Source organism: Rhizobium sp. WYCCWR10014, from assembly GCF_001657485.1.
Lineage (GTDB): Bacteria > Pseudomonadota > Alphaproteobacteria > Rhizobiales > Rhizobiaceae > Rhizobium.
The window spans coordinates 129,030-151,048 of sequence record NZ_LXFU01000045.1 but is presented as its reverse complement, the minus strand read 5'-3'; the positions used below and the strand labels follow the sequence as shown (position 1 = coordinate 151,048).

19 protein-coding genes, 1 other RNA gene and 1 pseudogene are annotated in these 22,019 nt (G+C 62.4%); 6 read left to right on the top strand and 15 right to left on the bottom strand.

What is annotated here, in order from left to right; genetic code table 11:
• Position 1 precedes the first annotated feature (1 nt).
• The 10 genes from A6U98_RS24675 to rimP form a co-directional block, all read right to left on the bottom strand.
• Positions 2-1,018, bottom strand: coding sequence for a class I SAM-dependent methyltransferase (locus tag A6U98_RS24675; protein ID WP_064653563.1), 1,017 nt, complete (start codon positions 1,016-1,018; stop codon positions 2-4).
• 281 nt (positions 1,019-1,299) lie between these two features.
• Positions 1,300-3,438, bottom strand: a complete 2,139-nt coding sequence (gene pnp, locus A6U98_RS24670) for a polyribonucleotide nucleotidyltransferase (protein WP_064653732.1) — start codon at positions 3,436-3,438, stop codon at positions 1,300-1,302.
• 348 nt (positions 3,439-3,786) lie between these two features.
• Positions 3,787-4,056, bottom strand: coding sequence for a 30S ribosomal protein S15 (gene rpsO, locus A6U98_RS24665; protein ID WP_003544317.1), 270 nt, complete (start codon positions 4,054-4,056; stop codon positions 3,787-3,789).
• Between the two features lie 151 nt (positions 4,057-4,207).
• A complete protein-coding gene (locus tag A6U98_RS24660; protein WP_064653561.1) occupies positions 4,208-5,059 on the bottom strand; it encodes an alpha/beta hydrolase in 852 nt (283 codons plus the stop codon).
• Between the two features lie 114 nt (positions 5,060-5,173).
• A complete protein-coding gene (gene truB / locus A6U98_RS24655; RefSeq protein ID WP_064653559.1) occupies positions 5,174-6,106 on the bottom strand; it encodes a tRNA pseudouridine(55) synthase TruB in 933 nt (310 codons plus the stop codon).
• 13 nt (positions 6,107-6,119) lie between these two features.
• Positions 6,120-6,524 carry a 30S ribosome-binding factor RbfA gene (gene rbfA / locus A6U98_RS24650; protein ID WP_064653558.1) on the bottom strand — a complete coding sequence of 135 codons (405 nt, stop codon included), beginning with the start codon at positions 6,522-6,524 and terminating at the stop codon, positions 6,120-6,122.
• Positions 6,525-6,674: 150 nt separating this feature from the next.
• Positions 6,675-9,431: a translation initiation factor IF-2 gene (infB, locus tag A6U98_RS24645; protein WP_064653556.1), complete on the bottom strand. Its 2,757-nt coding sequence runs from the start codon at positions 9,429-9,431 to the stop codon at positions 6,675-6,677.
• A gap of 101 nt (positions 9,432-9,532) precedes the next feature.
• A complete protein-coding gene (locus tag A6U98_RS24640; protein WP_017989926.1) occupies positions 9,533-10,225 on the bottom strand; it encodes an RNA-binding protein in 693 nt (230 codons plus the stop codon).
• The gene (gene nusA, locus A6U98_RS24635; RefSeq protein WP_027682237.1) at positions 10,222-11,823 is read right to left on the bottom strand and encodes a transcription termination factor NusA; all 1,602 of its coding nucleotides are present in this window, start codon (positions 11,821-11,823) and stop codon (positions 10,222-10,224) included. The genes A6U98_RS24640 and nusA overlap by 4 nt, the downstream gene beginning before the upstream one ends.
• Before the next feature lie 59 nt (positions 11,824-11,882).
• Entirely contained in the window at positions 11,883-12,488 is a 606-nt protein-coding gene (gene rimP, locus A6U98_RS24630; RefSeq protein ID WP_003544329.1) for a ribosome maturation factor RimP, read from the bottom strand.
• Between the two features lie 198 nt (positions 12,489-12,686).
• On the opposite strand from rimP, the gene A6U98_RS24625 reads away from it, so the two are divergent.
• Together A6U98_RS24625 and A6U98_RS24620 are read left to right on the top strand one after the other, a co-directional pair.
• Positions 12,687-14,366: an MFS transporter gene (locus A6U98_RS24625; protein ID WP_184499382.1), complete on the top strand. Its 1,680-nt coding sequence runs from the start codon at positions 12,687-12,689 to the stop codon at positions 14,364-14,366.
• A gap of 21 nt (positions 14,367-14,387) precedes the next feature.
• Positions 14,388-14,841 (top strand): annotated as a pseudogene (locus A6U98_RS24620) (GNAT family N-acetyltransferase).
• A 6-nt stretch (positions 14,842-14,847) separates the two neighbouring features.
• On the opposite strand, the gene A6U98_RS24615 reads toward A6U98_RS24620, so the two are convergent.
• Both A6U98_RS24615 and recR read right to left on the bottom strand, forming a co-directional pair.
• A complete protein-coding gene (locus tag A6U98_RS24615) occupies positions 14,848-16,107 on the bottom strand; it encodes a lytic murein transglycosylase (RefSeq protein WP_156667895.1) in 1,260 nt (419 codons plus the stop codon).
• An 11-nt stretch (positions 16,108-16,118) separates the two neighbouring features.
• Positions 16,119-16,724, bottom strand: a complete 606-nt coding sequence (gene recR / locus A6U98_RS24610; protein ID WP_064653550.1) for a recombination mediator RecR — start codon at positions 16,722-16,724, stop codon at positions 16,119-16,121.
• A 57-nt stretch (positions 16,725-16,781) separates the two neighbouring features.
• Here recR and A6U98_RS24605 point away from each other — a divergent pair, with 57 nt between their 5' ends.
• Positions 16,782-17,411: an MOSC domain-containing protein gene (locus A6U98_RS24605; RefSeq protein WP_064653548.1), complete on the top strand. Its 630-nt coding sequence runs from the start codon at positions 16,782-16,784 to the stop codon at positions 17,409-17,411.
• A 27-nt stretch (positions 17,412-17,438) separates the two neighbouring features.
• Here the strand turns inward: A6U98_RS24605 and A6U98_RS24600 are convergent, their stop codons facing one another.
• From A6U98_RS24600 to ffs, 3 genes are all read right to left on the bottom strand, one after another.
• Positions 17,439-17,762, bottom strand: a complete 324-nt coding sequence (locus A6U98_RS24600) for a YbaB/EbfC family nucleoid-associated protein (RefSeq protein WP_003555794.1) — start codon at positions 17,760-17,762, stop codon at positions 17,439-17,441.
• 22 nt (positions 17,763-17,784) lie between these two features.
• The gene (locus A6U98_RS24595) at positions 17,785-19,662 is read right to left on the bottom strand and encodes a DNA polymerase III subunit gamma/tau (RefSeq protein WP_064653546.1); all 1,878 of its coding nucleotides are present in this window, start codon (positions 19,660-19,662) and stop codon (positions 17,785-17,787) included.
• Between the two features lie 45 nt (positions 19,663-19,707).
• An RNA gene (ffs, locus tag A6U98_RS24590) (signal recognition particle sRNA small type) lies at positions 19,708-19,804 on the bottom strand.
• Between the two features lie 89 nt (positions 19,805-19,893).
• Between ffs and A6U98_RS24585 the strand changes: the two genes are divergently transcribed.
• Genes A6U98_RS24585 through A6U98_RS24575 form a run of 3 tightly spaced genes read left to right on the top strand, consistent with a single transcriptional unit; the run spans position 19,894 to position 21,960 of the window.
• Positions 19,894-20,304, top strand: coding sequence for an HIT family protein (locus A6U98_RS24585; protein WP_026242289.1), 411 nt, complete (start codon positions 19,894-19,896; stop codon positions 20,302-20,304).
• A complete protein-coding gene (gene nudC / locus A6U98_RS24580) occupies positions 20,301-21,260 on the top strand; it encodes an NAD(+) diphosphatase (RefSeq protein ID WP_064653544.1) in 960 nt (319 codons plus the stop codon). Before A6U98_RS24585 ends, nudC begins: the two co-directional genes overlap by 4 nt.
• A gap of 4 nt (positions 21,261-21,264) precedes the next feature.
• Positions 21,265-21,960 (top strand): YafY family protein, encoded by a 696-nt coding sequence (locus tag A6U98_RS24575; protein WP_011649958.1) that lies wholly within the window; start codon positions 21,265-21,267, stop codon positions 21,958-21,960.
• Positions 21,961-22,019 lie beyond the last annotated feature (59 nt).

Here is a 22,019-nt window from a genome sequence, read left to right as displayed (position 1 = left end):
CCTATTTCTTCGCCCAGAGAACCTTGAACCGGGCGTTGCGGCAGGTTTCGCCGCTTTCCCTGAAATTCGCCGCCAGAACCGGCTCGTAAGGCAGGCCGCGATTGGCGACGAGCATCAGGCGTCCGCCGCCGCGAAGGGCGGATGCGGCAGTCTTGATCATTGCCTGGCCGAGCGCCGGCTCGGCCGCGTGTCCCTCATGGAAGGGCGGGTTCATGATGACGAGATCGTATTTATCCTTGACCGGCTCACCCGCCAGATCGTGCCAGAAGAAGCGCGCAGGCGCGTTCGGGCAATTCTCAGCCAGATTATCCCTGGCAGCCTCCAGAGCCGCGTGATCGGCCTCGTAGAGGTCGAGGCGCGTCAGTCCACGCGACTTCCGCGCCATCTCGACGGAGAGATAGCCCCATCCGGCACCGAAATCCGCAACGTCGCCGGTGAAATCCTCAGGCAGGCGCGAGGCGAGCAGTTCCGATCCGGCATCGATGCGGTCATGCGAGAACATGCCGGCGGTCGCATTGAAACGGCCGTCGACGCGCACCGGCGCCTTTGCCATCTTGGAGATAATCTCGTCTGCATCCGCCGGCCGGCCGAACCAGAAGGCGACGCCGTGATATTTCGGCATGTGGTCGACCGCGAGATTGAAACCTTCCATCCGCTTGCGTAGCGGCTGGATGCCATCTTCCTTGGCGCCGGCAACGACGATCAGGCCGCCGAGCCGCGTACGGGCGATAGCAGCGGCAAGATTGGCCTCGTTCTCACCCTTGTGCTTGGTGCAGAGCACCAGAGCCGCATCGTAGTCCTCGCCGTCGATCTCCGGCTTCGCTTCGATCCGCTGGGCCATCAGCTGCCGATAGAGCGGCCGGAAGCCCTGGACGGCGCTGAGCGAGGCGGCAAAGCCTTCCGGCAGCGCAAAGCCTGCCTCGGCGCCGAGGAAGAGCACGCGCTCGCCCTCGCCGGGCGCTGCGACTGTGCCGCTGGCAAAGGGATGGAACAGGGTCTTCAGCGTCTCGCTGCTCATGGTCTCGTCTCGTCTTAAAGCGTGTCGTGCAAAAGTGTTCAGCGGTTTTGCGAGCACGACATGCGCAAAACCAAAGACCTGAAGTGCGGCTAGAGCGCCGCGCGTCTTTTCAGACACGCTAAAGACGCTCTATCACTTTAGAATCTGCGCATAACCCTTTCCGAAAATCCATTCCGACTTTCGGGGTTATGCGCTAACGATCTGAAAGATCGCGCCGCGCTTTAGGATACAAAAAGGGCGCGGAAGCATTCCCGCGCCCGGTATTGAACCTGGAAGGCGGCTTATTCGGCCGCTTCTTCCTTCTTCTTCTCGTTCGGGATTTCCTGGCCGGTGGCCTGGTCGACGACCTTCATCGACAGGCGAACCTTGCCGCGTTCATCGAAGCCGAGCAGCTTGACCCAGACCTTGTCGCCTTCCTTGACGACGTCCTGCGTCTTGGCAACACGCTCGGAAGCGAGCTGCGAGATGTGGACGAGGCCGTCACGGGCGCCGAAAAAGTTGACGAAGGCGCCGAAGTCGGCGGTCTTGACGACCGTGCCTTCGTAGACCTGGCCGATCTCAGGTTCGGCAACGATCGAGTGGATCCACTTGCGGGCCGCTTCGATCTCCTTGCCGGAGGAAGAGGCGATCTTGACGGTGCCGTCATCCTCGATGTTGATCTTCGCGCCGGTCTTTTCGACGATTTCGCGAATGACCTTGCCGCCGGAGCCGATGACTTCACGGATCTTGTCGACCGGGATGTTCATGACTTCGATGCGCGGAGCAAATTCGCCGAGCTGGCCGCGGCTTTCGGTGATGGCCTTGGACATTTCGCCGAGGATGTGGGCGCGACCGCCTTGGGCCTGGCCAAGGGCGACCTTCATGATCTCTTCGGTGATACCGGCGATCTTAATGTCCATCTGCAGCGAGGTGATGCCGTCGGCGGTACCGGCGACCTTGAAGTCCATGTCGCCGAGGTGGTCTTCGTCACCGAGAATGTCGGACAGAACAGCGAAGCGATCACCTTCCAGGATCAGACCCATGGCGATACCGGCAACCGGCTTTGCCAGCGGAACGCCGGCGTCCATCAGCGCGAGCGAGGTACCGCAAACGGTCGCCATCGAGGACGAGCCATTCGACTCGGTGATCTCGGAGACGACGCGCAGCGTGTAGGGGAACTGCTCAGGCGTCGGCAGCATCGGACGGATCGCGCGCCATGCGAGCTTGCCATGGCCGATTTCGCGGCGACCCGGGGAGCCCATGCGGCCGGTCTCGCCAACCGAATAGGGAGGGAAGTTGTAATGGAGCAGGAAGCGCTCCTTGTACATGCCCGTCAGGCTGTCGACATACTGCTCGTCTTCGCCGGTGCCGAGGGTGGCAACGACGATCGCCTGCGTTTCACCGCGGGTGAACAGCGCCGAACCATGGGTGCGCGGCAGAAGACCGACTTCCGAAACGATCGGACGAACGGTTGCGAGATCGCGGCCGTCGATGCGGCTCTTGGTGTCGAGGATGTTCCAGCGGACGATCTTTGCCTGCAGATGCTTGAAGATCGCGCCGACTTCCTCGGCCGTGTACCTGGCTTCGCCTTCCTCGGGGAGGAAGTGGGCCTTCACCTTCGCCTTGACGGCGTCGACGGCGGCGTAACGGTCGGCCTTCTGGGTGATCTTGTAGGCTTCGCGAAGTTCACCTTCGGCAAGGCCGAGCATCTCGGTTTCGAGAGCGGAGTAGTCTGCCGGCTGGAAGTCGCGCGGCTCCTTGGCGGCCACTTCGGCGAGCTTGATGATCGCGTCGAGAACCGGCTGGAAGCCCTTGTGGCCGAACATGACGGCGCCGAGCATGACGTCTTCGTTGAGTTCCTTGGCTTCGGATTCCACCATCAGCACGGCGTCGTAGGTGCCGGCGACGACGAGATCGAGGCTCGATTCGTCCATCTCGTCGAGATGCGGGTTGAGAACGTATTCGCCGTTGATGTAGCCGACGCGCGCACCGCCGACCGGGCCCATGAAGGGAACGCCGGACAGCGTCAGCGCTGCCGAGGTGGCAACCATCGACAGCACGTCGGGATTGTTTTCCAGGTCGTGCTGGATGACGGTGACGACGATCTGCGTGTCGTTCTTGTAGCCTTCCGGGAAGAGCGGGCGGATCGGGCGGTCGATCAGGCGGGAAACGAGGGTCTCGTTCTCGCTCGGACGGCCTTCACGCTTGAAATAGCCGCCGGGGATCTTGCCGGCCGCGTAGGTCTTTTCCTGGTAGTTGACGGTGAGCGGAAAGAAGTCCTGGCCGGCCTTCGGCGCCTTGGCCGAGACGACGGTGGCGAGAACGACGGTTTCGCCGTAGGTGGCGAGAACCGCGCCGTCGGCCTGACGGGCGATCTTGCCGGTTTCGAGCTTCAGCGGGCGGCCGGCCCACTCGATTTCCACTGTGTGTGTATCAAACATCTCTTGTCCTTCAATGCGGGAGCACGCGCCATCGCCGATATCAAGGCGCAGCGCACAGTCGACCGCAATCAATGTGACGTATCACGGGCAAGACAACGGGAGGCTTTTCATCCTCGGTTTCCTCAGGCGTTCCTGAGAAACCGGGCCAAAGCTCATTGACAAGCCTTGGCCGAAAGCATCCGGCAATCCTGCCCCATGACAGGTCAACGGTTGGTTTGGCAGAACCGGCCCATCCGGGTCTGCCGGTCTTTCCACCGCTAAAAGATAGGGCGCGGCTGGAACATTTCATCGGGAACCGTGCCCCGAAACACATCCGGCGGGCGCTCGGAAAGCGCCCGCCGGACAATCTTAGCGGCGGATACCCAGGCTGGTGATCAGCTTGGAATAGCGGCCTTCATCCTTCTTCTTGAGGTAGTCAAGAAGCGAGCGGCGGCTCGAAACCATCGTCAACAGGCCACGGCGGGAATGGTTATCCTTCTTGTGGTCCTTGAAGTGTTCGGTCAGGTTGTTGATGCGTTCGGTCAGGATCGCGACCTGGACTTCCGGAGAACCGGTATCGCCTTCAACGGTCGCATATTCCTTGATCAGCGCAGACTTGCGCTCAGCAGTGATCGACATCGGGTGATCCTTTCTAAGAGGAGGAGATAGAGTCGCCAAAAGCCGGGATGTCGTCCAGCTTTGGCCGTGAATGCAAACGGGCGTACCCGATGCTGGCGCTGCCTATAAACCAAATATGGATCGATGGAAAGAGGGGTCATCCTTGGCGGCTTCAACGGCCCGCCATGGCGCCCCGGATCATCCCGTCATAGGCTGAAGGATCCTGCAGCATGGCGAAATGGCTCACATCTTTCAGGATGACGAGTTTAGCGCCCGGAATCTGTTTTGCCATCATTTCCGTATGGTCGAGTTTTACGGCTTCATCATGATCGCCGATGGCAAGTGTGACCGGCACCGTGATCTTGCCAAGATCGGCGGCCGTCCAGGCCGGCTGGGTTGCCCACATTTCGGAGATCTGCTTGACGAAGGCGTCGTATTCGTTCGGCGTCGGCGAAAGCTTCCGGTACTGCTCGCCGGCGACGTTGATGTAGTCGTTGAAGGTCTTATTGTCCATGACGTCAGCTTTGACGCCGTCGGTCGTGACGTTGGCTGCCTGGGCAATGACGCGCGTCAGCTTTTCCGGATTTTTCATTGCCATGTCGATGCCGATGATGCCGCCGTCCGACCATCCGACAAGCGTCACCTTGTCGATCTTCAGATAGTCGAGAAGTGCCACATAATCCGATGTCATCAGATCGTAACCGAAGGGTTGCTGGCTGCGCGTCGAGCGCCCATGGCCGCGGCTGTCGGCAACGATGACCAGATGATCTTTGGCAAAATCGGCGACCTGGTGACCCCAGACCTCGGCATTTCCAAGACCGCCATGAATGAACAGGATGGGGTCGCCTTCGCCGTATTCGGCGTAATACATCTTGATGTCGTTCACCTCGGCCATGCCGCTCGTCTTTGCCGCCGGCATCGAAGGAAAGGCCGGGAGCTCGGCCCAGCGTTCGGCGGATCGAGCGCCGGAGACGGCGAGAAACATCGAAAAGAACGTCAGGATTCCGATTGCAGTTCCGCGCATGATCTTTCCCTCTGTCGGGCCCCCATGGCCCCTCGGGCCGCTATGGCCCGACAGGGAAGATATCGCATCTCTACCGGCTGACAATCGCTGTCGTTGTCAGAAAGCCAGATAGGCTCAGGCGAAAACCCGCTTCGGGCGGAACTCGCCCTGGCCGATCTCGCCGATCGCGATCAGCTTGCCGCGGGCCGTCGCATAGGCTTCGCTTTCGGCAACCGGCGCATCGCGGCCACGCACCAGGATCGGGTTGCCCATCTTCAACCGGTGCGCCTGGTCGTCGTTGATGACGAGATGGGGCAGGGAGGATAGCGCTTCGCAGGTGTCGATCAGCAGCGCGTCGAGGGCCGCCAGGCGCTCGTCCAGATCCTCGATCGCTTCCAGTGCCACGAGATCCGCGAGCGGCACCATGGCCTCTTCCGCGAAAGGCGCGACGAAGGTGCGCCGCAGCCCGGACACATGGCCGTAGCAGCCGAGCTCGCGGCCGAAATCGCGCGCCAGCGCCCTGACATAGGTGCCCTTGCCGCATTCCACTTCAAAATGTGCGCTGTCGGCGTCCGGGCAGGCAAGCAAAGTCAGCCGGAAGATATCGACCTCACGCGAGGGGATTTCGACGGTTTCGCCTTCGCGTGCCAGATCATAGGCGCGTTCACCTGCGATCTTGATAGCGGAAAACTGCGGCGGCACCTGGCTGATAGTGCCGATATATCCAGGCAGGATATCGCGAATCTGCTGTTCGCTCGGGCGTTTGTCCGAACTCTTGGTTACCTCGCCCTCGAGGTCGTCGGTCGCGCGCTCCTCGCCCCAGCTCACCGTGAATTCATAGATCTTGCGGCCGTCCATCACGTAGGGAACGGTCTTTGTCGCGTCACCGAGCGCGATCGGCAGCATGCCGGAGGCGAGCGGATCGAGCGTGCCGGCATGACCGGCCTTCTCAGCCTTATAGAGCCACTTGATCTTGGAAACGGCTTCCGTCGAGCCGAAATCCACCGGCTTGTCGAGGATCAGCCAGCCGGAAATCGGCCGGCCCTTGGGTTTGCGTGGTTTGGACATGCGTCTCTTCTGTTTATTGTTCGTCATTATCGCCGTCGAGGTCGCGGCTCACCTCGGGCGAACGCAGCAGCTCGTCGATCTTCTTGTAGTTGTCGAAGCTGGTATCATCGCGGAAGCGCACCTCCGGCATGTATTTCATCTGCCGAAGCTGCGGCCCGAGCCGGCCGCGGATGAACCTCGTATGGCGGTTCAGGGCTTCAATGACGACGCTGTGGTCGGAAACGCCGAGCGGCGTCACATAGGCGGTGGCGATCTTGAGGTCCGGCGACATGCGCACTTCCGAGATCGAGATCACGGTCGCCTCGATGACGTCGTCACGCACTTCGCCGCGCTGCAGCACCTGGGTGATAGCGGCGCGAACCTGTTCGCCAATGCGCAGCATGCGCTGCGAAGGCGCGGAAGAAGTTGGTCTGGTCATTGTTATCTCTATTTGCCGATGCGGCTGGGAATCGAACCCGTCAAAGGAGAGCGTCCATGACTCTTTTGGTCCAAAAGGTCAAGTCGGCAGATGCCCGAAAGCCATCCGCCGGCTGGCGGATGGCTTTCGGAAAAGTTCAGGCGCAGCAGCTTAGAGCGTGCGCGTGATATGCTCGACGCGGAAGCACTCGATGACGTCGCCGGCGCGCATGTCCTCGTAGTTTTCGAAGGCCATGCCGCATTCCTGACCCATCGGCACTTCGGACACTTCGTCCTTGAAGCGCTTGAGCGTCTTGAGTTTGCCTTCGTGAACGACGACGTCGTTGCGGATGAGGCGGACGCCCGCACCACGTTCGACCTTGCCTTCGACGACGCGGCAACCTGCGACCTTGCCGACCTTGGTGATGTTGAACACCTCGAGGATCTCGGCATTGCCGATGAAGGTTTCGCGCCGCTCCGGAGACAAGAGGCCCGACATCGCTGCCTTCACGTCATCCACGAGGTCGTAGATGATGTTGTAGTAGCGGATTTCGATGCCTTCGCGCTCGGCGAACTGGCGTGCCTGCGTATTCGCACGAACGTTGAAGCCGATAATGGCCGCGTTCGAGGCTTCGGCGAGCGAGATATCCGACTCGGTGATGCCGCCGGCGCCCGAATGGACGATGCGGGCGCGGACTTCGTCGGTGCCGAGCTTCTCCAGCGCGCCGGCAATCGCTTCGATCGAGCCCTGCACGTCGCCCTTGATGACCAGCGGGAACTCCTTGATGCCAACGCTCTGGCGCTGCATCATCATCTGTTCCAGCGAACCGCGCTGTCCCGACTGGCGGGCAGCCGCCTTGTCGCGGGCCAGACGCTGACGATATTCCGAGATTTCGCGGGCGCGGCTTTCGCTTTCGACGACGGCGAACTTGTCGCCCGCCTGCGGCGTACCGGAAAGACCGAGAACCTCGACCGGCGTTGCCGGGCCGGCTTCCTTAACATGGTCGCCCTTGTCGGTGACGAGAGCACGCACGCGGCCCCAGACGTCGCCGGCGACGATGATCTGGCCGGGACGCAGCGTGCCCTTCTGGACGAGCACGGTCGCGACCGAACCACGGCCACGATCGAGCTGGGCTTCGATGACAGTGCCTTCAGCGGTCCGGTTCGCATTGGCCTTGAGATCGAGAATTTCCGCCTGCAGCAGGATCGCCTCGAGCAGCTTGTCGAGGTTCTTGCCGGTCTTGGCCGAAACCTCGACGTCAAGCACTTCACCGCCCATGGATTCCACGAAGACTTCGTGCTGCAGCAGCTGGTTGCGGACCTTCTGCGGATCAGCCTCGTGCTTGTCGACCTTGTTGATCGCCACGATGATCGGAACACCGGCCGCCTTGGCGTGGTTGATCGATTCGATCGTCTGCGGCATCACGCTGTCGTCGGCTGCGACGACCAGGATCGCGATATCGGTCGCCTGCGCACCGCGGGCACGCATTGCCGTGAAGGCGGCGTGGCCGGGCGTATCGATGAAGGTGATCTTCTGACCGTTCTGCTCCACCTGATAGGCGCCGATATGCTGCGTGATGCCACCGGCTTCGCCGGAGACCACGTTGGCGTGGCGGATGGCGTCGAGCAGCGAGGTCTTGCCGTGGTCGACATGGCCCATGATGGTAACGACGGGTGGGCGCGAAACCAGTTCGCCATCGTCGTCGGACACGTTGAAGATGCCGAGTTCGACGTCGGATTCAGACACGCGCCTGACCGTATGGCCGAATTCGCCGGCGATGAGTTCGGCAAGGTCGGCGTCGATGACGTCGCCCGGCTTCATCATCTGGCCTTCCTTCATCAGGTACTTGATGACGTCGACAGCGCGTTCGGACATGCGCTGCGACAGTTCCTGAATGGTGATGGTCTCGGGCAGAACCACCTCGCGGGAGATCTTCTCGCGGGTTTCCTGCATCTGACCGCGGCGGAACTTTTCCTGCCGGCGACGCATCGCCGAGAGCGAACGACCGCGGGCATTGTCCTCGCCGTCGACGTTGGCAGTGGTGATCGTCAACTTGCCGCGACGGCGCTCTTCATCCGTCTTCGGACGCGTGGTGACCGGCTTTGCGGGTTCCGGGCGAACAACGCGGCCACGGACAGGACCGCCGCGCGCTGCGCCACGATCGTCGTCTTCCTTTTCCTCGCGACGGCCGCGAACGGCGCCGGGGACGGCAGCGCCGGGCGCCGGACGGGCAGCGGGTGCTCCAGCTGCATCGGGCCGGCGTGCGGCCGGTGCCGGCGATGCAGGCTGCGGCGGCCGTGGCGCGTCGGAGCGTGCTTCGGTCGGAGCCGGTTCTGCGACTGCGGGTTCAGCAACAGCGGGAGCTTCAGCCTGCCGGATAGCCTCTTCAGTGGCCCTGCGGGCAGCTTCTTCCGCTTCGGCGGCCTTGCGGATCACCTCTTCGGCGGCACGGCGCTTTTCTTCCTCGGCGCGGCGGATCGCATCCTGGGCGTCACGCGCCTGGGAGTCGGCGAGTGCGCGGCGGCGGGCGTCCATCTCTTCCGGCGACAGGTGGTTCAGCACCACCGGGCGCGGGCGATCGTTCTGGCGCGGCGGCTGGTGAGACTGCTGCGGCGGACGCTGGTTCGTCTGGTTGTTGTTGCCCTGCTGAACCCGCGGTGCCGGCGTCGGCTGCTGCGGACGCGCCTGCACGACGGGTGCGGGCGCCGGTTCGGCTGCGCGGACAGGGGCCGCCGGAGCGACGGGTGTGATCGGCTTTTCATCTTCGGGGCGCATCGGGCGCCGCTTACGGGTCTCGACGACGACCGCCTTGGTGCGACCTCGACCCATATCCTGGCGAACGGTGCCCTGGCTCATCCCCGATGGTTTCAGGGTGAGTGTCTTTTTGCCCGCTACGCTGATTGTCTTGTCGTCGTTACTATCGGTCATTCGTTCCCGTTCCTTCGGACAGGGAGCGATGACTAGATCAGACCCTGTCGTTCAATACTGTCGATCAATGAGGATGGGACCGGCCGATGCCGGTGACCGCCTCATTGTTTTTGCCGGCCAGCGCCGCCCGCTGCCCGGGACTGACCGCCAATACGGTACTGTTCGAGCATCTTTGCGCGCTTCACTACACCTTCACCCGCCTGCCCTGCAAGCACTGCGGCATGGATAAAAGCATTCTGGCCCATCAGGCCTTCCATTTCGCTCTCCGAGAAGAGACGGAAGGAAGGTATCTCCTCCTCGGTCTCCATTCCGAGGTGCCAGGCCTTGCGGGCCTGGTCGATTTTCCGGACGCCGTCGTCCGCTGCGCCAGTCGCGTGGAACACCGCAAGGGCTGCTCCGCTTCTGACTGCGGCATCCACTTTCGAGGACCCGCTGACGAACTGGCCGGCTTTCCGCGCCATGTTCATCATCTGCATCAATTGCGCCGCGAGCAGCCGATCGACACTCGCGCCGAGATCGTCCGCCGCCTTTACATCCGTCTTCAGCGCGCGGGCGAAGAGCTTCTTCGCCACTGCCCTGTCGACCAGCGACCGGTCGATCTTCACCCAGCATCCGCGTCCCGGAAGCTCGCGCTTCAGGTCGGCGACAACTGTTCCATCGGGAGCGGCGACGAAGCGGATCAGCTCTTCCGGCGATCCGCTTTCGCGCGTCACGATGCACATGCGTCCGTTCACGTCATACCCTGCAAGATCGTCGTCCTCGAGAGGAGCGTCCGGTTCATGCGCGGTCATCATGCTTCTTGTTCGGCTTCGGTGACCTCTTCTTCGGTCCCCTTATCCAGGTCCTCTTGCGTGATCCAGCCAGCCGAAAGGCGGGCCTGGACGATCATCTGTTCTGCTTCGACGCGCGACACGTCGAACTTCGAGAACAGACCCTCGAACTTCTTCGTTTCGCCGTTCTTGCGCTCCGACCAGCCGACGAGATCGTCGGCAGCGCAGCCGGCAAAGTCCTCGATCGTCTTGATGCCGTCTTCGCCGAGCGCCACCATCATCTGGGCGGTCATGCCGTTGATTTCCCGCAGTTCGTCCTGAACACCGAGCGCCTTGCGCTTCTCGTCCATCTCGGCTTCGAGACGCTCGAGGAATTCGCGGGCGCGCTGCTGGATTTCCTGCGCCGTCTCCTCGTCGAAACCGTCGATCGAAGAGATTTCGTCGAGATCGACATAAGCCAGTTCCTCGACCGCGGCAAAACCTTCCGAAGCCAGAACCTGGCCGACCATCTCGTCGACGTCGAGCGAATCCATGAACAGGTTGGTGCGCTCGTTGAATTCCTTCTGGCGGCGTTCCGATTCCTCGGCCTCCGTCATGATGTCGATATCCCAGCCGGTCAGCTGCGAAGCGAGGCGCACGTTCTGGCCGCGGCGGCCGATGGCAAGCGACAGCTGCTCGTCGGGAACGACGACTTCGATACGCTCGGCATCCTCGTCGAGAACGACCTTGGCGACCTCAGCCGGCTGCAGGGCGTTGACGACGAAGGTCGCCGGGTCCTGGCTCCACGGAATGATGTCGATCTTTTCGCCCTGGAGTTCGCCGACGACGGCCTGAACGCGTGAGCCGCGCATACCGACGCAGGCGCCGACCGGATCAATCGAGCTGTCGTTCGAGATCACCGCGATCTTGGCGCGCGAACCCGGGTCGCGGGCGACCGACTTCACCTGGATGATGCCGTCGTAAATCTCCGGCACTTCCATGGTGAACAGCTTCACCATGAACTGCGGATGCGTGCGCGATAGGAAGATCTGCGGACCGCGTTGCTCGCGACGGACATCATAAACATAGGCACGGACGCGATCGCCATAGCGGACGTTTTCGCGCGGGATCATTTCGTCGCGGCGAATGATGCCTTCTCCACGGCCGAGATCGACGATGACGTTGCCGTATTCGACGCGCTTGACGGTACCGTTGACGATTTCGCCGACGCGATCCTTGAATTCGTCGAACTGACGGTCGCGCTCGGCTTCACGCACCTTCTGCACGATTACCTGCTTGGCCGACTGTGCGGCGATACGGCCGAAATCCATCGGCGGCAACGGATCGGCGATGAAGTCGCCGAGTGCGGCGTCCGGGTTGCGGTCGCGGGCAAGCTCCAGCGGGATCTGCGTCGAATAATCCTCGGCCTTCTCCACGACTTCAAGCAGGCGCTGCAGACGGATTTCGCCGGTCTTCGGATTGATGTCGGCTCGGATGTTGGACTCGGTGCCGTAACGGGAGCGTGCCGCCTTCTGGATGGCATCGGCCATTGCGGCCAGCACGATCTCGCGGTCGATGACTTTTTCGCGCGCCACTGCATCTGCGATCTGCAGAAGTTCGAGCCGGTTCGCACTGACTGCCATTGTCTTGTTTCTCCGTCTTTACTCCAGGGTTCCCGTCCCTGGAGCGGTCTGTTGATCGGTTATTCTTCGTCGTCCGCTTCGTTCTGGTTGGCGGCCTGGGCTTTCGCCAGCTTGTCGGCGCGCAATGCGTCGCGGATCAGGTCGTCGGTCAGAATGAGCTTCGCATCGCTAAGCGCCGTGAAGGGAATGGTGACCTTCTGCTCTTCCCCATAGGCGATCTGGTCACGCTCGAGCGTGAAACCATCTGTGCCTGCTTCGACGATCTTGCCGCGGAAGCGCTTGCGATTGTCGATCAAGATCGACGTCTCGCATTTCACAAGGTGGCCCTGCCAGCGGACGAAATCGGATTTCCGCACCATCGGACGGTCGATGCCGGGCGAAGACACTTCCAGATGATACTCTTTATCGACCGGATCTTCCACATCGAGGACGGGAGAAATCGCCATCGAGACTTCTTCGCAATCCTGGACCGTCATCGTGCCGTCGTTGCGTTCGGCCATGACCTGCATCGTCGCACCGTTCTGGTTCATCATGCGGACGCGGATAAGGCGGAAGCCCAGGTCGACGAGAACGGGTTCGATGATATCGGCAAGACGCTGGTCGAGCCCGGTTTCGGTAATCAGCCGCGGCTCACGTTCATTGTCTGCGTTTGTCAGATCCGACAAGCGGTGCGCTCCTCGCAATTTCATGCTTTTTCGGCGATCGCGCTAATAAAAAAGAGCGGGTCCTTGCGGCCCACTCTTCATCAAGCGATCAAGAATTTGAGAGGCATATAGTCGGGTTTTTCCGAAATTGCAAGGTCTGCGACCGATTCGGCCAATTCGCTTCCGGCGACGTGATGAGGCCTATGGCCAGCGCCGGTCTTGCGCATATATTGCCGTTGGCGCGCAATAACAAAAGCGGGAGAAATCGTGGCCTACACTTCGTCGACATTGGCGCCTTTGCGGCATGATACCTACCGCACCATCTGGTTTGCGAGCCTTTCTTCGAATTTCGGCGGCCTGATCCAGGCGGTCGGCGCTGCCTGGATGATGACGACGATCACCGCATCGGAGGACATGGTCGCACTGGTGCAGACCTCGACGGCGCTGCCGATCATGCTGTTTTCGCTGATATCGGGTGCGCTGGCCGACAATTATGACCGCCGCCGGGTCATGCTGACGGCGCAGTGCATGATGCTCACCGTCTCGGCGCTGCTGACGGCCTCAGCCCTTCTCGGCTGGATCACGCCCTGGCTGCTGCTCTTCTTCACCTTCCTGATCGGCTGCGGCACCGCGCTCAACAATCCCTCCTGGCAGGCCTCGGTCGGCGACATGGTGCCGCGCGCCGATCTGCCGGCCGCGGTCACGTTGAACAGCATGGGTTTCAACATCACCCGCAGCGTCGGCCCGGCAATCGGCGGCGTCATCGTCGCGGCTGCCGGCGCGGCCGCGGCCTTCGCAGTGAATACGCTGAGTTACTTCGCCTTGATCTATGCCCTGCTGCGCTGGCGGCCAGCCGCGCCCGTCTCGACCCTGCCGCGCGAGGCGCTCGGCAGCGCCATCTTTGCCGGCCTGCGCTATGTCTCGATGTCGCCCAATCTCGAAAAGGTCCTCGTCAGAGGGCTGCTCTTCGGCATCGGCGCCAGCTCGATCCTGGCGCTGCTGCCGGTCGTTGCGATCGATCTCGTTGCCGGCGGGCCGTTAACCTATGGTTTCATGCTCGGTGCCTTCGGCATCGGCGCGATCGGCGGCGCGGTGCTGAATGCCAGGCTTCGCCAGGTGCTTTCCAGCGAGATGATCATCCGTCTCTCCTTTGCCGGCTTTGCACTGAGTGCTGTTATCGCCGCCTTCAGCCCGAGTGCCGTCCTCACCTCAGCCGGGCTGCTCGTTTCCGGCGCCTGCTGGGTCTCCGCACTTTCGCTGTTCAACACCATCGTCCAGCTTTCGACGCCGCGCTGGGTGGTCGGCCGGGCGCTGTCGCTTTATCAGACCGTCACCTTCGGCGGCATCGCCGGCGGCAGCTGGCTGTGGGGTGTTGCCGCCGATCGCTATGGCGTTGCCGATGCGCTGCTGATGTCATCCGTCGTCATGCTGCTCGGCATCGCGATCGGCCTGCGCTTTTCGATGCCGGCCTTCGCCTCGCTCAATCTCGACCCGCTGAACCGCTTCACCGAACCGGCCCTCAGTCTCGACATCACGCCGCGCAGCGGCCCGATCGTCATCCAGGTCGATTACGAGATCGGAGATGAGGACCTTGCCGAGTTCATGGAATTGATGGGCGAACGCCGCCGTATCCGCATCCGCGACGGCGCCCGCAACTGGGCTCTGATGCGTGATCTCGAAAATCCCAGCCTTTGGACGGAAACCTACCATACGCCGACCTGGGTCGAATACATTAGACACAACCAGCGGCGCACGCAGGCCGATGCCGAAAATACCGACAGGCTGCGTGCGCTTCACCGCGGCGAAGGTCCGCTGCATGTCCACCGCATGATCGAACGCCAGGCCATTCCGCCGGGCGACGACGTCTTCCACAAGGCGCCGATCGATCTGCATCATTGAGACCATATGCAGAGATCAGGCATGTATAGATTGAGGCTCGCCCGCCAATCCGATCTTTCTGCCATCGTCCGGCTTCTGGCCGATGACGATCTTGGCGGCAGCAGGGAGATCGTTTCGGATCCCGTCGACGCGCGTTACCTCTCGGCCTTTGCCGCGATCGAGGCGGACGCCAATCAGCTTCTGGCCGTCGCAACCGATGCGGCCGATCGGGTCGTCGGCTGTCTGCAGCTGAGTTTTGTTCCCGGCCTTTCGAGGACGGGCATGTCGCGGCCAGATCGAAAGCGTGCGTGTCGCAAGCGATCTTCGCGGCTCCGGCCTCGGCGCGCACTTCATCGAATGGGCGATCGCCCAATGCGCCGAGCGCGGCTGCGGCCTCGTGCAGCTGACATCGGACAAGACGCGGGGGGATGCGATCCGCTTCTACGAGAAGCTCGGTTTCGTCGCCAGCCATGAAGGTTTGAAACGCAGTCTCTAAAGCCGCCTACTTCAGCTTGCCCTTCATCGTCGCCTCGGGAAAACATGTCGGCTTCATGCCGTTCTTTGCCTGCCACTGGCCGATCGAACGCCGCGTCTTGTAGCCCGGCAGACCGTCGGAGCCGCCGACATCATAGCCTTGCCGTTCCAGCGCCTTCTGCATGGCGGCGACGTCCGAGCGCAGCATCTTGCCGACATCGCCCCATCTGCCCTGGAAGGCGCCGCCATTATAGGCGATCCGGTCGGCGAGGTTGCCGATATAGAGCGCGTAGAGATCGGAATTATTGTATTCCTTGATGATGTAGAAATTCGGGGTGACGATGAATTCCGGTCCGTCGCGGCCCGCCGGAACCAGCATCATGCCCTCAGCCTTCATCTCGCCGGAGGGAAAGCCCTTGCCGGAGATGCGGTCGATGCCGAGCGAGGCCCAGTGCGACAGCGGTTTTGCCAGATCGGGTCCTTCCTGCGCGCAGGAGACCGCTTCGGGTATCGACACCTCGAAGCCCCAGTCGCGGTCGCGTTGCCAGCCTTTCTTGACCAGGTAATTGGCGATCGAGGCGAGCGTATCGGGCACCGAGGTCCAGATATTGCGGTGACCGTCGCCATCGAAATCCACGGCATATTTTAGATAGCTGGTCGGCATGAATTGCGGCTGGCCGAGTGCGCCCGCCCACGAACCCTTGAAGTTGGCCGGTGTGACGTCGCCGCCGTCGAGAATATGGAGTGCGGCCACCAGCTCGGTGCGGAACATCTCCTTGCGCGTCGACATGAAGGCTTTGGTCGCCAGCACCTCGATCGCCGAATTCGGGATCTTCGCCGCACCGAAGCCCGTCTCCCGGCCCCAGATGGCCAGCACGATCGAGCCCGGCACACCATAGGTCTTTTCGATCCGCTTCAGCGTCGAGCCGTATTGGGCGGCAAAGCCGCGTCCCGTTGCGGCAAGCTTCTTCAACTGCTCCTCGTTGAAATAGGGAGCGGGCGAGGAAAATTCGGCCTGCGTCTGCTTCTGCTCCTTCGGCGGCGGGAAACCGGGCGGCGCAAGATCGGGCAAGTTCCAGTTCAGCGTGATGCCGGAGAAAGCGGCTTGAAAGACCTTCTCCGAAATGCCGTTCGCCTTCGCCTCCGGCCAGAGGTCGGCCTGCACCCATTTTTCGAACTGCACCTCGACCTCGGCTTTTGAAGGGGCCGCGTAACAGGAGAGGGGCAGGAGAGCTGCCGTTAAAGCGAGTGCGAATGTCCGCAGCCGCCGTGGACCATCTTTCAGCATATGAAAACCTCTCATATCGCCGTCCGCGCTCGAAGCGCGGCCGCAAGCGTGCCCTCGTCGAGATAGTCGAGCTCGCCGCCGACGGGCACGCCATGCGCCAGCCGCGTGATCTTCACGTCGAGCCCCTGCAGCTGGTCGGTGATGTAATGCGCCGTCGTCTGTCCCTCGACGGTGGCATTGACCGCGATGATCAGTTCCCGGATGCCGCCTTCGCCGACCCGGTCGATCAGGCCGCGAATGTTGAGATCGTCAGGACCGACCCCGTCGAGCGGCGACAGCGTGCCGCCGAGCACGTGATAGGCGGCGTTCATCGCGCCTGCCCGTTCCAGCGCCCAGAGATCCGATACGTCCTCGACGACGATGATGACGGATTGATCGCGTTGCGTGTCGGTGCAGACAATGCAGGGATCGACCGTATCGACATTGCCGCAGCGCGAGCAGATCTTCACCTTGTCATAGGCCTCGCCCATCGCATTCGACAGCGGGCCGAGCAGCTGGTCCTTCTTCTTGATCAGATGCAGTGCCGCCCGGCGCGCTGAGCGCGGCCCGAGGCCCGGCACCTTCGCCAGAAGCTGGATGAGTTTTTCGATTTCGGGTCCGGTGACTCGTTTTGCCATGCGCCGTTCTTAACTGATATGGAACGAAAACGGAATCGCTGAAGGATCGCCCATCCCATGAAAATCCTGGCCTTGTGCACCGGCAATCCAGAAAGACTGCCGGGCAAGAGCTACAAGACCGGCATCTTCAAACACGCCGTCAACGGCGCGGTGATGATCGACGCCGAAGGTCTTGTCGGCGATGCGATCTGCAACCGCAAACACCATGGCGGCGTCGACCAGGCGGTCTATGTCGAGGGATCGCTGACGCTCGACTGGTGGGCGCAGCAACTAGGCCGACCCTACGAGGCCGGTACTTTCGGCGAGAACATGGTGATATCGGATCTGGACAATCGCGACGTCGCCGTCGGTGACCGCTTCGCCGCCGGCGATCTCATCCTCGAGGTCACGGCATGCCGTATGCCCTGCGCCACCTTCGCCGCCAGGATGGCCGATCCGAAATTCGTCAAACGCTACACCGCCGCCGCCCGTCCGGGCATCTATTGCCGCGTCATCCGGGGCGGCGTGGTCGAGCCCGGGATGCCGATGGAATACACGTCTTTTTCGGGAGACAAGATTACGATGCCCGAGCTAATGGAGACCTTCGGCCGAAGGCTTCAGGGCGCACACCGGGCGCGATATCTAGCGGCCCCAATTCACTACAAGCTTCGGGCCATGCTGGAATCCCAAGCCGACGAAGCGCACTAGATCACACACCTTGATATGTGGGCCGCCTCAGAACGGCAGCTTGAAGCCTGGCGGGATCGGCAGGCCTGCCGTCAGCGCCTTGGTCTTTTCGGCGGCGAGTGCCTCGGCCTTGTCCTTGGCGTCCTTGTGGGCGGCGACGATCAGGTCCTCGAGGATCTCGACATCGTCTTCCTTGAACAGCGACGGATCGATCTTCAGGCTCTTCAGCTCGCCCTTGCCTGATATGACGACGGCGACGAGACCGCCGCCCGCCTTGCCTTCGGCCGTGAGCTCGGCGATCTCCGCCTGCATCTGCTCCATCTTGGCCTGCATTTCCTTGACTTTGCCCATCATGCCCATGATGTCGCGCATCGTCTCGCTCCTTGTTGAAACTTTAGAATTCTATGTCGTCGCCGGGCAGGATGTCACCTTCCTCGGATTCGGCGGCGGCGGGCGGCGTCGCCTCGCCTTCCTCCTCCGGTTCGGGCGCCCGGACGCGCACGTCGATGATCTTGGCACCCGGAAAATGCGCAAGGATTGCCGCCACGTCAGGGTCCTGGCGCGCGTCGATCACATGCTGTTCCCGGGTCCTGGCCTCCGCTTCGACAAGCGTCGGCAGGCCCTCGTCGCGGCTGAGGCTGACGATCCAGTGGATGCCGGTCCATTCCTTCAGCTTGACGGCAAGCTCGTTGAGCAGCGTCGTCGGCGCACCGGGAGCCAGGCTGACGTCGAGCCGGCCAGCTTCGATCCGGACGGGGCGCAGGAAGGTGCGCACCATCGCCTTCAGCTTCGGATCGCGTTTCTCGGTGGCGAGGTTGACGATATCAGTGACCGAATTGACCGGGACGAGCGGCTTCAGGGCTTCCGCCGGTTTTGGCTCGATCCGCCCGACAGCCATTGTCTCCGGCTGGCTGCTCGGCACGGCACGCAGCATCGCCACCGGCGCGGAAGACGGCGGCTGGCTCGGCGCGGTTTCCGCGGCACGCGCTGCGACACTGCTTTGATAGGGAACCCGTGTTCCGTTGCCGCCGCCATTGCCGGACGGCGGAGAGGAGGGCCGTGTCCCGGCATTGTCGCCGGAAAATTCGGCAAGCCGCCGCGCCGCATCCTCGGGCGCCGGCAAATGTGCGGCATGCGCAAGCCGGATCAGCACCATCTCGGCTGCCCCTGCCGTCCGCGACGAGCCTTCCGTTTCCGGAATGCCCTTGAGCAGCATCTGCCAGATGCGCGACAGCGTCGTCACCGCAACGCCCTTCGCAAATTCCGCCGCCTTGGTGCGCTCGACCTCGCTGAGCGAAGGATCGTTTGCCGCATCCGGCACATATTTCAGCCGCGTCACCAGATGGGTGAAATCGGCAAGATCGGTCAGCACTACCACCGGATTGGCGCCGGCTTCGTATTGGTTCTGGAACTCGCCGAGTGCTGCGGCCACATCGCCTTTGACGATGTGCTGGAAGAGATCGACGATCCGGGCGCGGTCGGCAAGGCCGAGCATGCCGCGCACGGCTTCCGCCTGCACGACGCCTGCGCCATGGGCGATCGCCTGGTCGAGCAGCGACAGGCCGTCGCGCGCCGAGCCTTCGGCAGCACGCGCGATCATCGCCAGCGCGTCGGCTTCCGCCTCGATGCCTTCCTTGGCAGCGATCGTCGTGAACAGCCCGACGAGATCGGAGGCACTGATGCGGCGCAGGTCGAAGCGCTGGCAGCGCGACAGCACGGTGATCGGCACCTTGCGGATTTCGGTGGTGGCGAAGATGAACTTCACATGCTCCGGCGGCTCTTCCAGCGTCTTCAACAGACCGTTGAACGCCTGCGTCGACAGCATGTGAACTTCGTCGATGATATAGACCTTGTAGCGCGCCGAAACCGGCCGGTAGCGCACCTGCTCGATGATCTCGCGGATATCGTCGATACCGGTATGGGAGGCGGCATCCATCTCGATCACGTCGACATGCCGGCCTTCCATGATCGCCTGGCAGTGCTCGCCGGGCGTGCGAAGGTCGATCGTCGGCTTGTCGATTTCTGATGTCTTGTAGTTCAGCGCCCGCGCCAGGATGCGCGCCGTCGTCGTCTTGCCGACGCCGCGCACGCCGGTCAGCATGTAGGCTTGCGCGATGCGACCGGTCTCGAAGGCGTTGGTGAGGGTGCGGACCATCGGCTCCTGGCCGACCATCAGGTCCGTGAAATCCTTGGGGCGGTATTTGCGAGCCAGCACTCGGTATCCGGTGCCCGTCGAGGCGGCATCTTTTGATTGTCGCTCGGTGTCGCTCATCGCCCTGCTTGTCGCCCGGACTGTCGGGCACTTCGTGGAGAGAAGGTGGGAGGCTGGCACGATGACCCGTGCCGGGCTCGTTAGGGCTGCTTCCTTCCGGACCTGACCCGGTTGGCGAGTGGCTCGTCCACCACCAACCTCCCGGATGCACATATCGGCAATATCGTCATCAAAAGCAAGCCAACATGCAAAAAAACTGCTAGTCGTAGGAAAAGACAGGAGGAATGCCCTTTGAAAGGTTTCGCGCTCGACCCTCGGCTGGAAAACGACAGCGTCAGCATCATGGTCACCGGCCTCTGCGATCTGAGATTGTCGAGGGATGCCCGCTGGCCCTGGCTCATTCTCGTGCCGCGCCGGGCTGGTATCACCGAAATCTTCGAGCTGACACCGCTCGACCAGGTCCTGCTTGCCTTCGAAACAGAGCTGGTCGCTAAAGCGCTGAAGGAGATCACCGGAGCGACAAAAATCAATGTCGGGGCTCTTGGCAATATCGTCCGCCAGCTTCATGTTCATATCATTGCCCGCTTCGAAGGCGATGCCAACTGGCCGGGTCCCGTCTGGGGCTTCGGGCGCGCTGAGCCCTACGAGGACGGAAAGAGAGACGAATTTATAGCGAAGCTGCGGGAAGCCCTTTCATCATGAGTCATTCGCTTTTCGATTCGGATGTGCCGCATCCGGAACCCAGCAATCTCACGGCCTTTGCCGCTAACGATCTCAACCGCGATTCCGAGCATCGCGACGAGCAGTCCGTCGAAAAGGCGCTGGCCAAGGAAGGCACCCATATCTTCGCCTTCGCGGGAGATAAGCTGGTGCTGAAGCATGACGGCCAGGTGCTCGATCCGCTCTTTGCCCGCTACGAGCTGCAGGAATTGCAGCCGAATTGGGACGAGACCATACTTCTCGGCTACCGCAAGAGCGGCGAGCCGCGCCTTGCCGTTCCCGTCGGCATCGACGTCGACGACCTCACCAGCCAGTACAAGCCCGCCGACGGCCGCACGCTATTTCGCGAAATGCTGATCGACGAGGTGTTGCTCGGCGAATTCGCCCAGGCCGCAAGCCTCATCCGCTGGAATGGCGACAACCGCTTCTGCGGCCGCTGCGGCTCGGCGATGGAAATCCACATCGGCGGCTACAAGCGTGTCTGCGCCGCCTGCGAGCACATGATCTTCCCCCGCACCGACCCCGTCGTCATCATGCTGACGGTTGACGAGCAGCGCGACCTCTGCCTGCTCGGCCGCAGCCCGCATTTCGCGCCCGGCATGTATTCCTGCCTTGCCGGCTTCCTCGAACCCGGCGAGACGATCGAGAACGCCGTGCGCCGCGAAACGCTGGAGGAATCGGGCATCCGTACCGGCCGCATCCGCTACCACGCCTCGCAGCCCTGGCCGATGCCGCATTCACTGATGATCGGCTGTTACGCCGAGGCGAAATCCACCGAAATCAGCCGCGACGAGACCGAGCTGGAGGATTGCCGCTGGTTCACCCGCGAGGAAACGATCGAGATGCTGGAACGCCCAAGCGCGACAGGCAGGGCCTCGCCGCCGAAAGGGGCGATCGCCCACCGCCTGATGCGCGATTGGGTGGAGTGGAAGCGGTAGCGCCATGCCGGTCGCCCGCTCGGAACGGCTGCTGACGCTGCTCCAGACGCTCCGGCGTTACCGGCGGCCGGTGACTGGCACGGTGCTGGCACAAGAGACCGGGGTCAGTCTGCGCACGCTCTATCGCGATATTGCCAGCCTGCAGGCCCAGGGCGCGATGATCGAAGGCGAAGCCGGCATCGGTTATGTGCTGAAGCCCGGCTTCATGCTGCCGCCGATGATGTTTTCCGAAGAAGAGCTGGAGGCTTTGGTCCTCGGCTCGCGCTGGGTGGCCCGCGCCGCCGAGCCGCGCCTTGCCGGCGCCGGCGCCGATGCACTGGCCAAGATTGCCGCCGTGCTGCCGGCCGATATGCGCGAGATGATCGATTCGGCAGCACTTTTCGTCGGTCCCAAACGCAGGGACGAGGACAAGGCTGACGTCTCGGCCATCCGCAGGGCTATCCGCCTGGAGCGTATCCTCGAACTGCACTATGGCGACGAGCAGGGCCGTATCTCGCGCCGTCGCGTCTGGCCTTTCGGGCTAGGCTATTACGAGCATGTGCGGGTCCTCATGGCCTGGTGCGAACTGCGCCAGGATTTCCGCCATTTCCGCACCGATCGCATCATCGACATGGCCTTGCACGAGGTGCGTTATCCGCGCCGCCGCACGGTGCTGCTCAAGGAATGGCGCGAGACGCAGGACGTGCCGATGGAGAACTGAACGCTGCTGCCATAAACTGTCAGCAGATGGGGTTATTATCAGTGCCAATCCACCAGGAA

Excerpts from the sequence above, each read along its gene's own strand:
- A6U98_RS24675 (WP_064653563.1), bottom strand. The coding sequence starts at position 1,018 with ATGAGCAGCGAGACGCTGAAGACCCTGTTCCATCCCTTTGCCAGCGGC.
- pnp (WP_064653732.1), bottom strand. The coding sequence starts at position 3,438 with ATGTTTGATACACACACAGTGGAAATCGAGTGGGCCGGCCGCCCGCTG.
- rpsO (WP_003544317.1), bottom strand. The coding sequence starts at position 4,056 with ATGTCGATCACTGCTGAGCGCAAGTCTGCGCTGATCAAGGAATATGCG.
- A6U98_RS24660 (WP_064653561.1), bottom strand. The coding sequence starts at position 5,059 with ATGCGCGGAACTGCAATCGGAATCCTGACGTTCTTTTCGATGTTTCTC.
- truB (WP_064653559.1), bottom strand. The coding sequence starts at position 6,106 with ATGTCCAAACCACGCAAACCCAAGGGCCGGCCGATTTCCGGCTGGCTG.
- rbfA (WP_064653558.1), bottom strand. The coding sequence starts at position 6,524 with ATGACCAGACCAACTTCTTCCGCGCCTTCGCAGCGCATGCTGCGCATT.
- infB (WP_064653556.1), bottom strand. The coding sequence starts at position 9,431 with ATGACCGATAGTAACGACGACAAGACAATCAGCGTAGCGGGCAAAAAG.
- A6U98_RS24640 (WP_017989926.1), bottom strand. The coding sequence starts at position 10,225 with ATGATGACCGCGCATGAACCGGACGCTCCTCTCGAGGACGACGATCTT.
- nusA (WP_027682237.1), bottom strand. The coding sequence starts at position 11,823 with ATGGCAGTCAGTGCGAACCGGCTCGAACTTCTGCAGATCGCAGATGCA.
- A6U98_RS24615 (WP_156667895.1), bottom strand. The coding sequence starts at position 16,107 with ATGCTGAAAGATGGTCCACGGCGGCTGCGGACATTCGCACTCGCTTTA.
- recR (WP_064653550.1), bottom strand. The coding sequence starts at position 16,724 with ATGGCAAAACGAGTCACCGGACCCGAAATCGAAAAACTCATCCAGCTT.
- A6U98_RS24605 (WP_064653548.1), top strand. The coding sequence starts at position 16,782 with ATGAAAATCCTGGCCTTGTGCACCGGCAATCCAGAAAGACTGCCGGGC.
- A6U98_RS24600 (WP_003555794.1), bottom strand. The coding sequence starts at position 17,762 with ATGCGCGACATCATGGGCATGATGGGCAAAGTCAAGGAAATGCAGGCC.
- A6U98_RS24595 (WP_064653546.1), bottom strand. The coding sequence starts at position 19,662 with ATGAGCGACACCGAGCGACAATCAAAAGATGCCGCCTCGACGGGCACC.
- nudC (WP_064653544.1), top strand. The coding sequence starts at position 20,301 with ATGAGTCATTCGCTTTTCGATTCGGATGTGCCGCATCCGGAACCCAGC.
- A6U98_RS24575 (WP_011649958.1), top strand. The coding sequence starts at position 21,265 with ATGCCGGTCGCCCGCTCGGAACGGCTGCTGACGCTGCTCCAGACGCTC.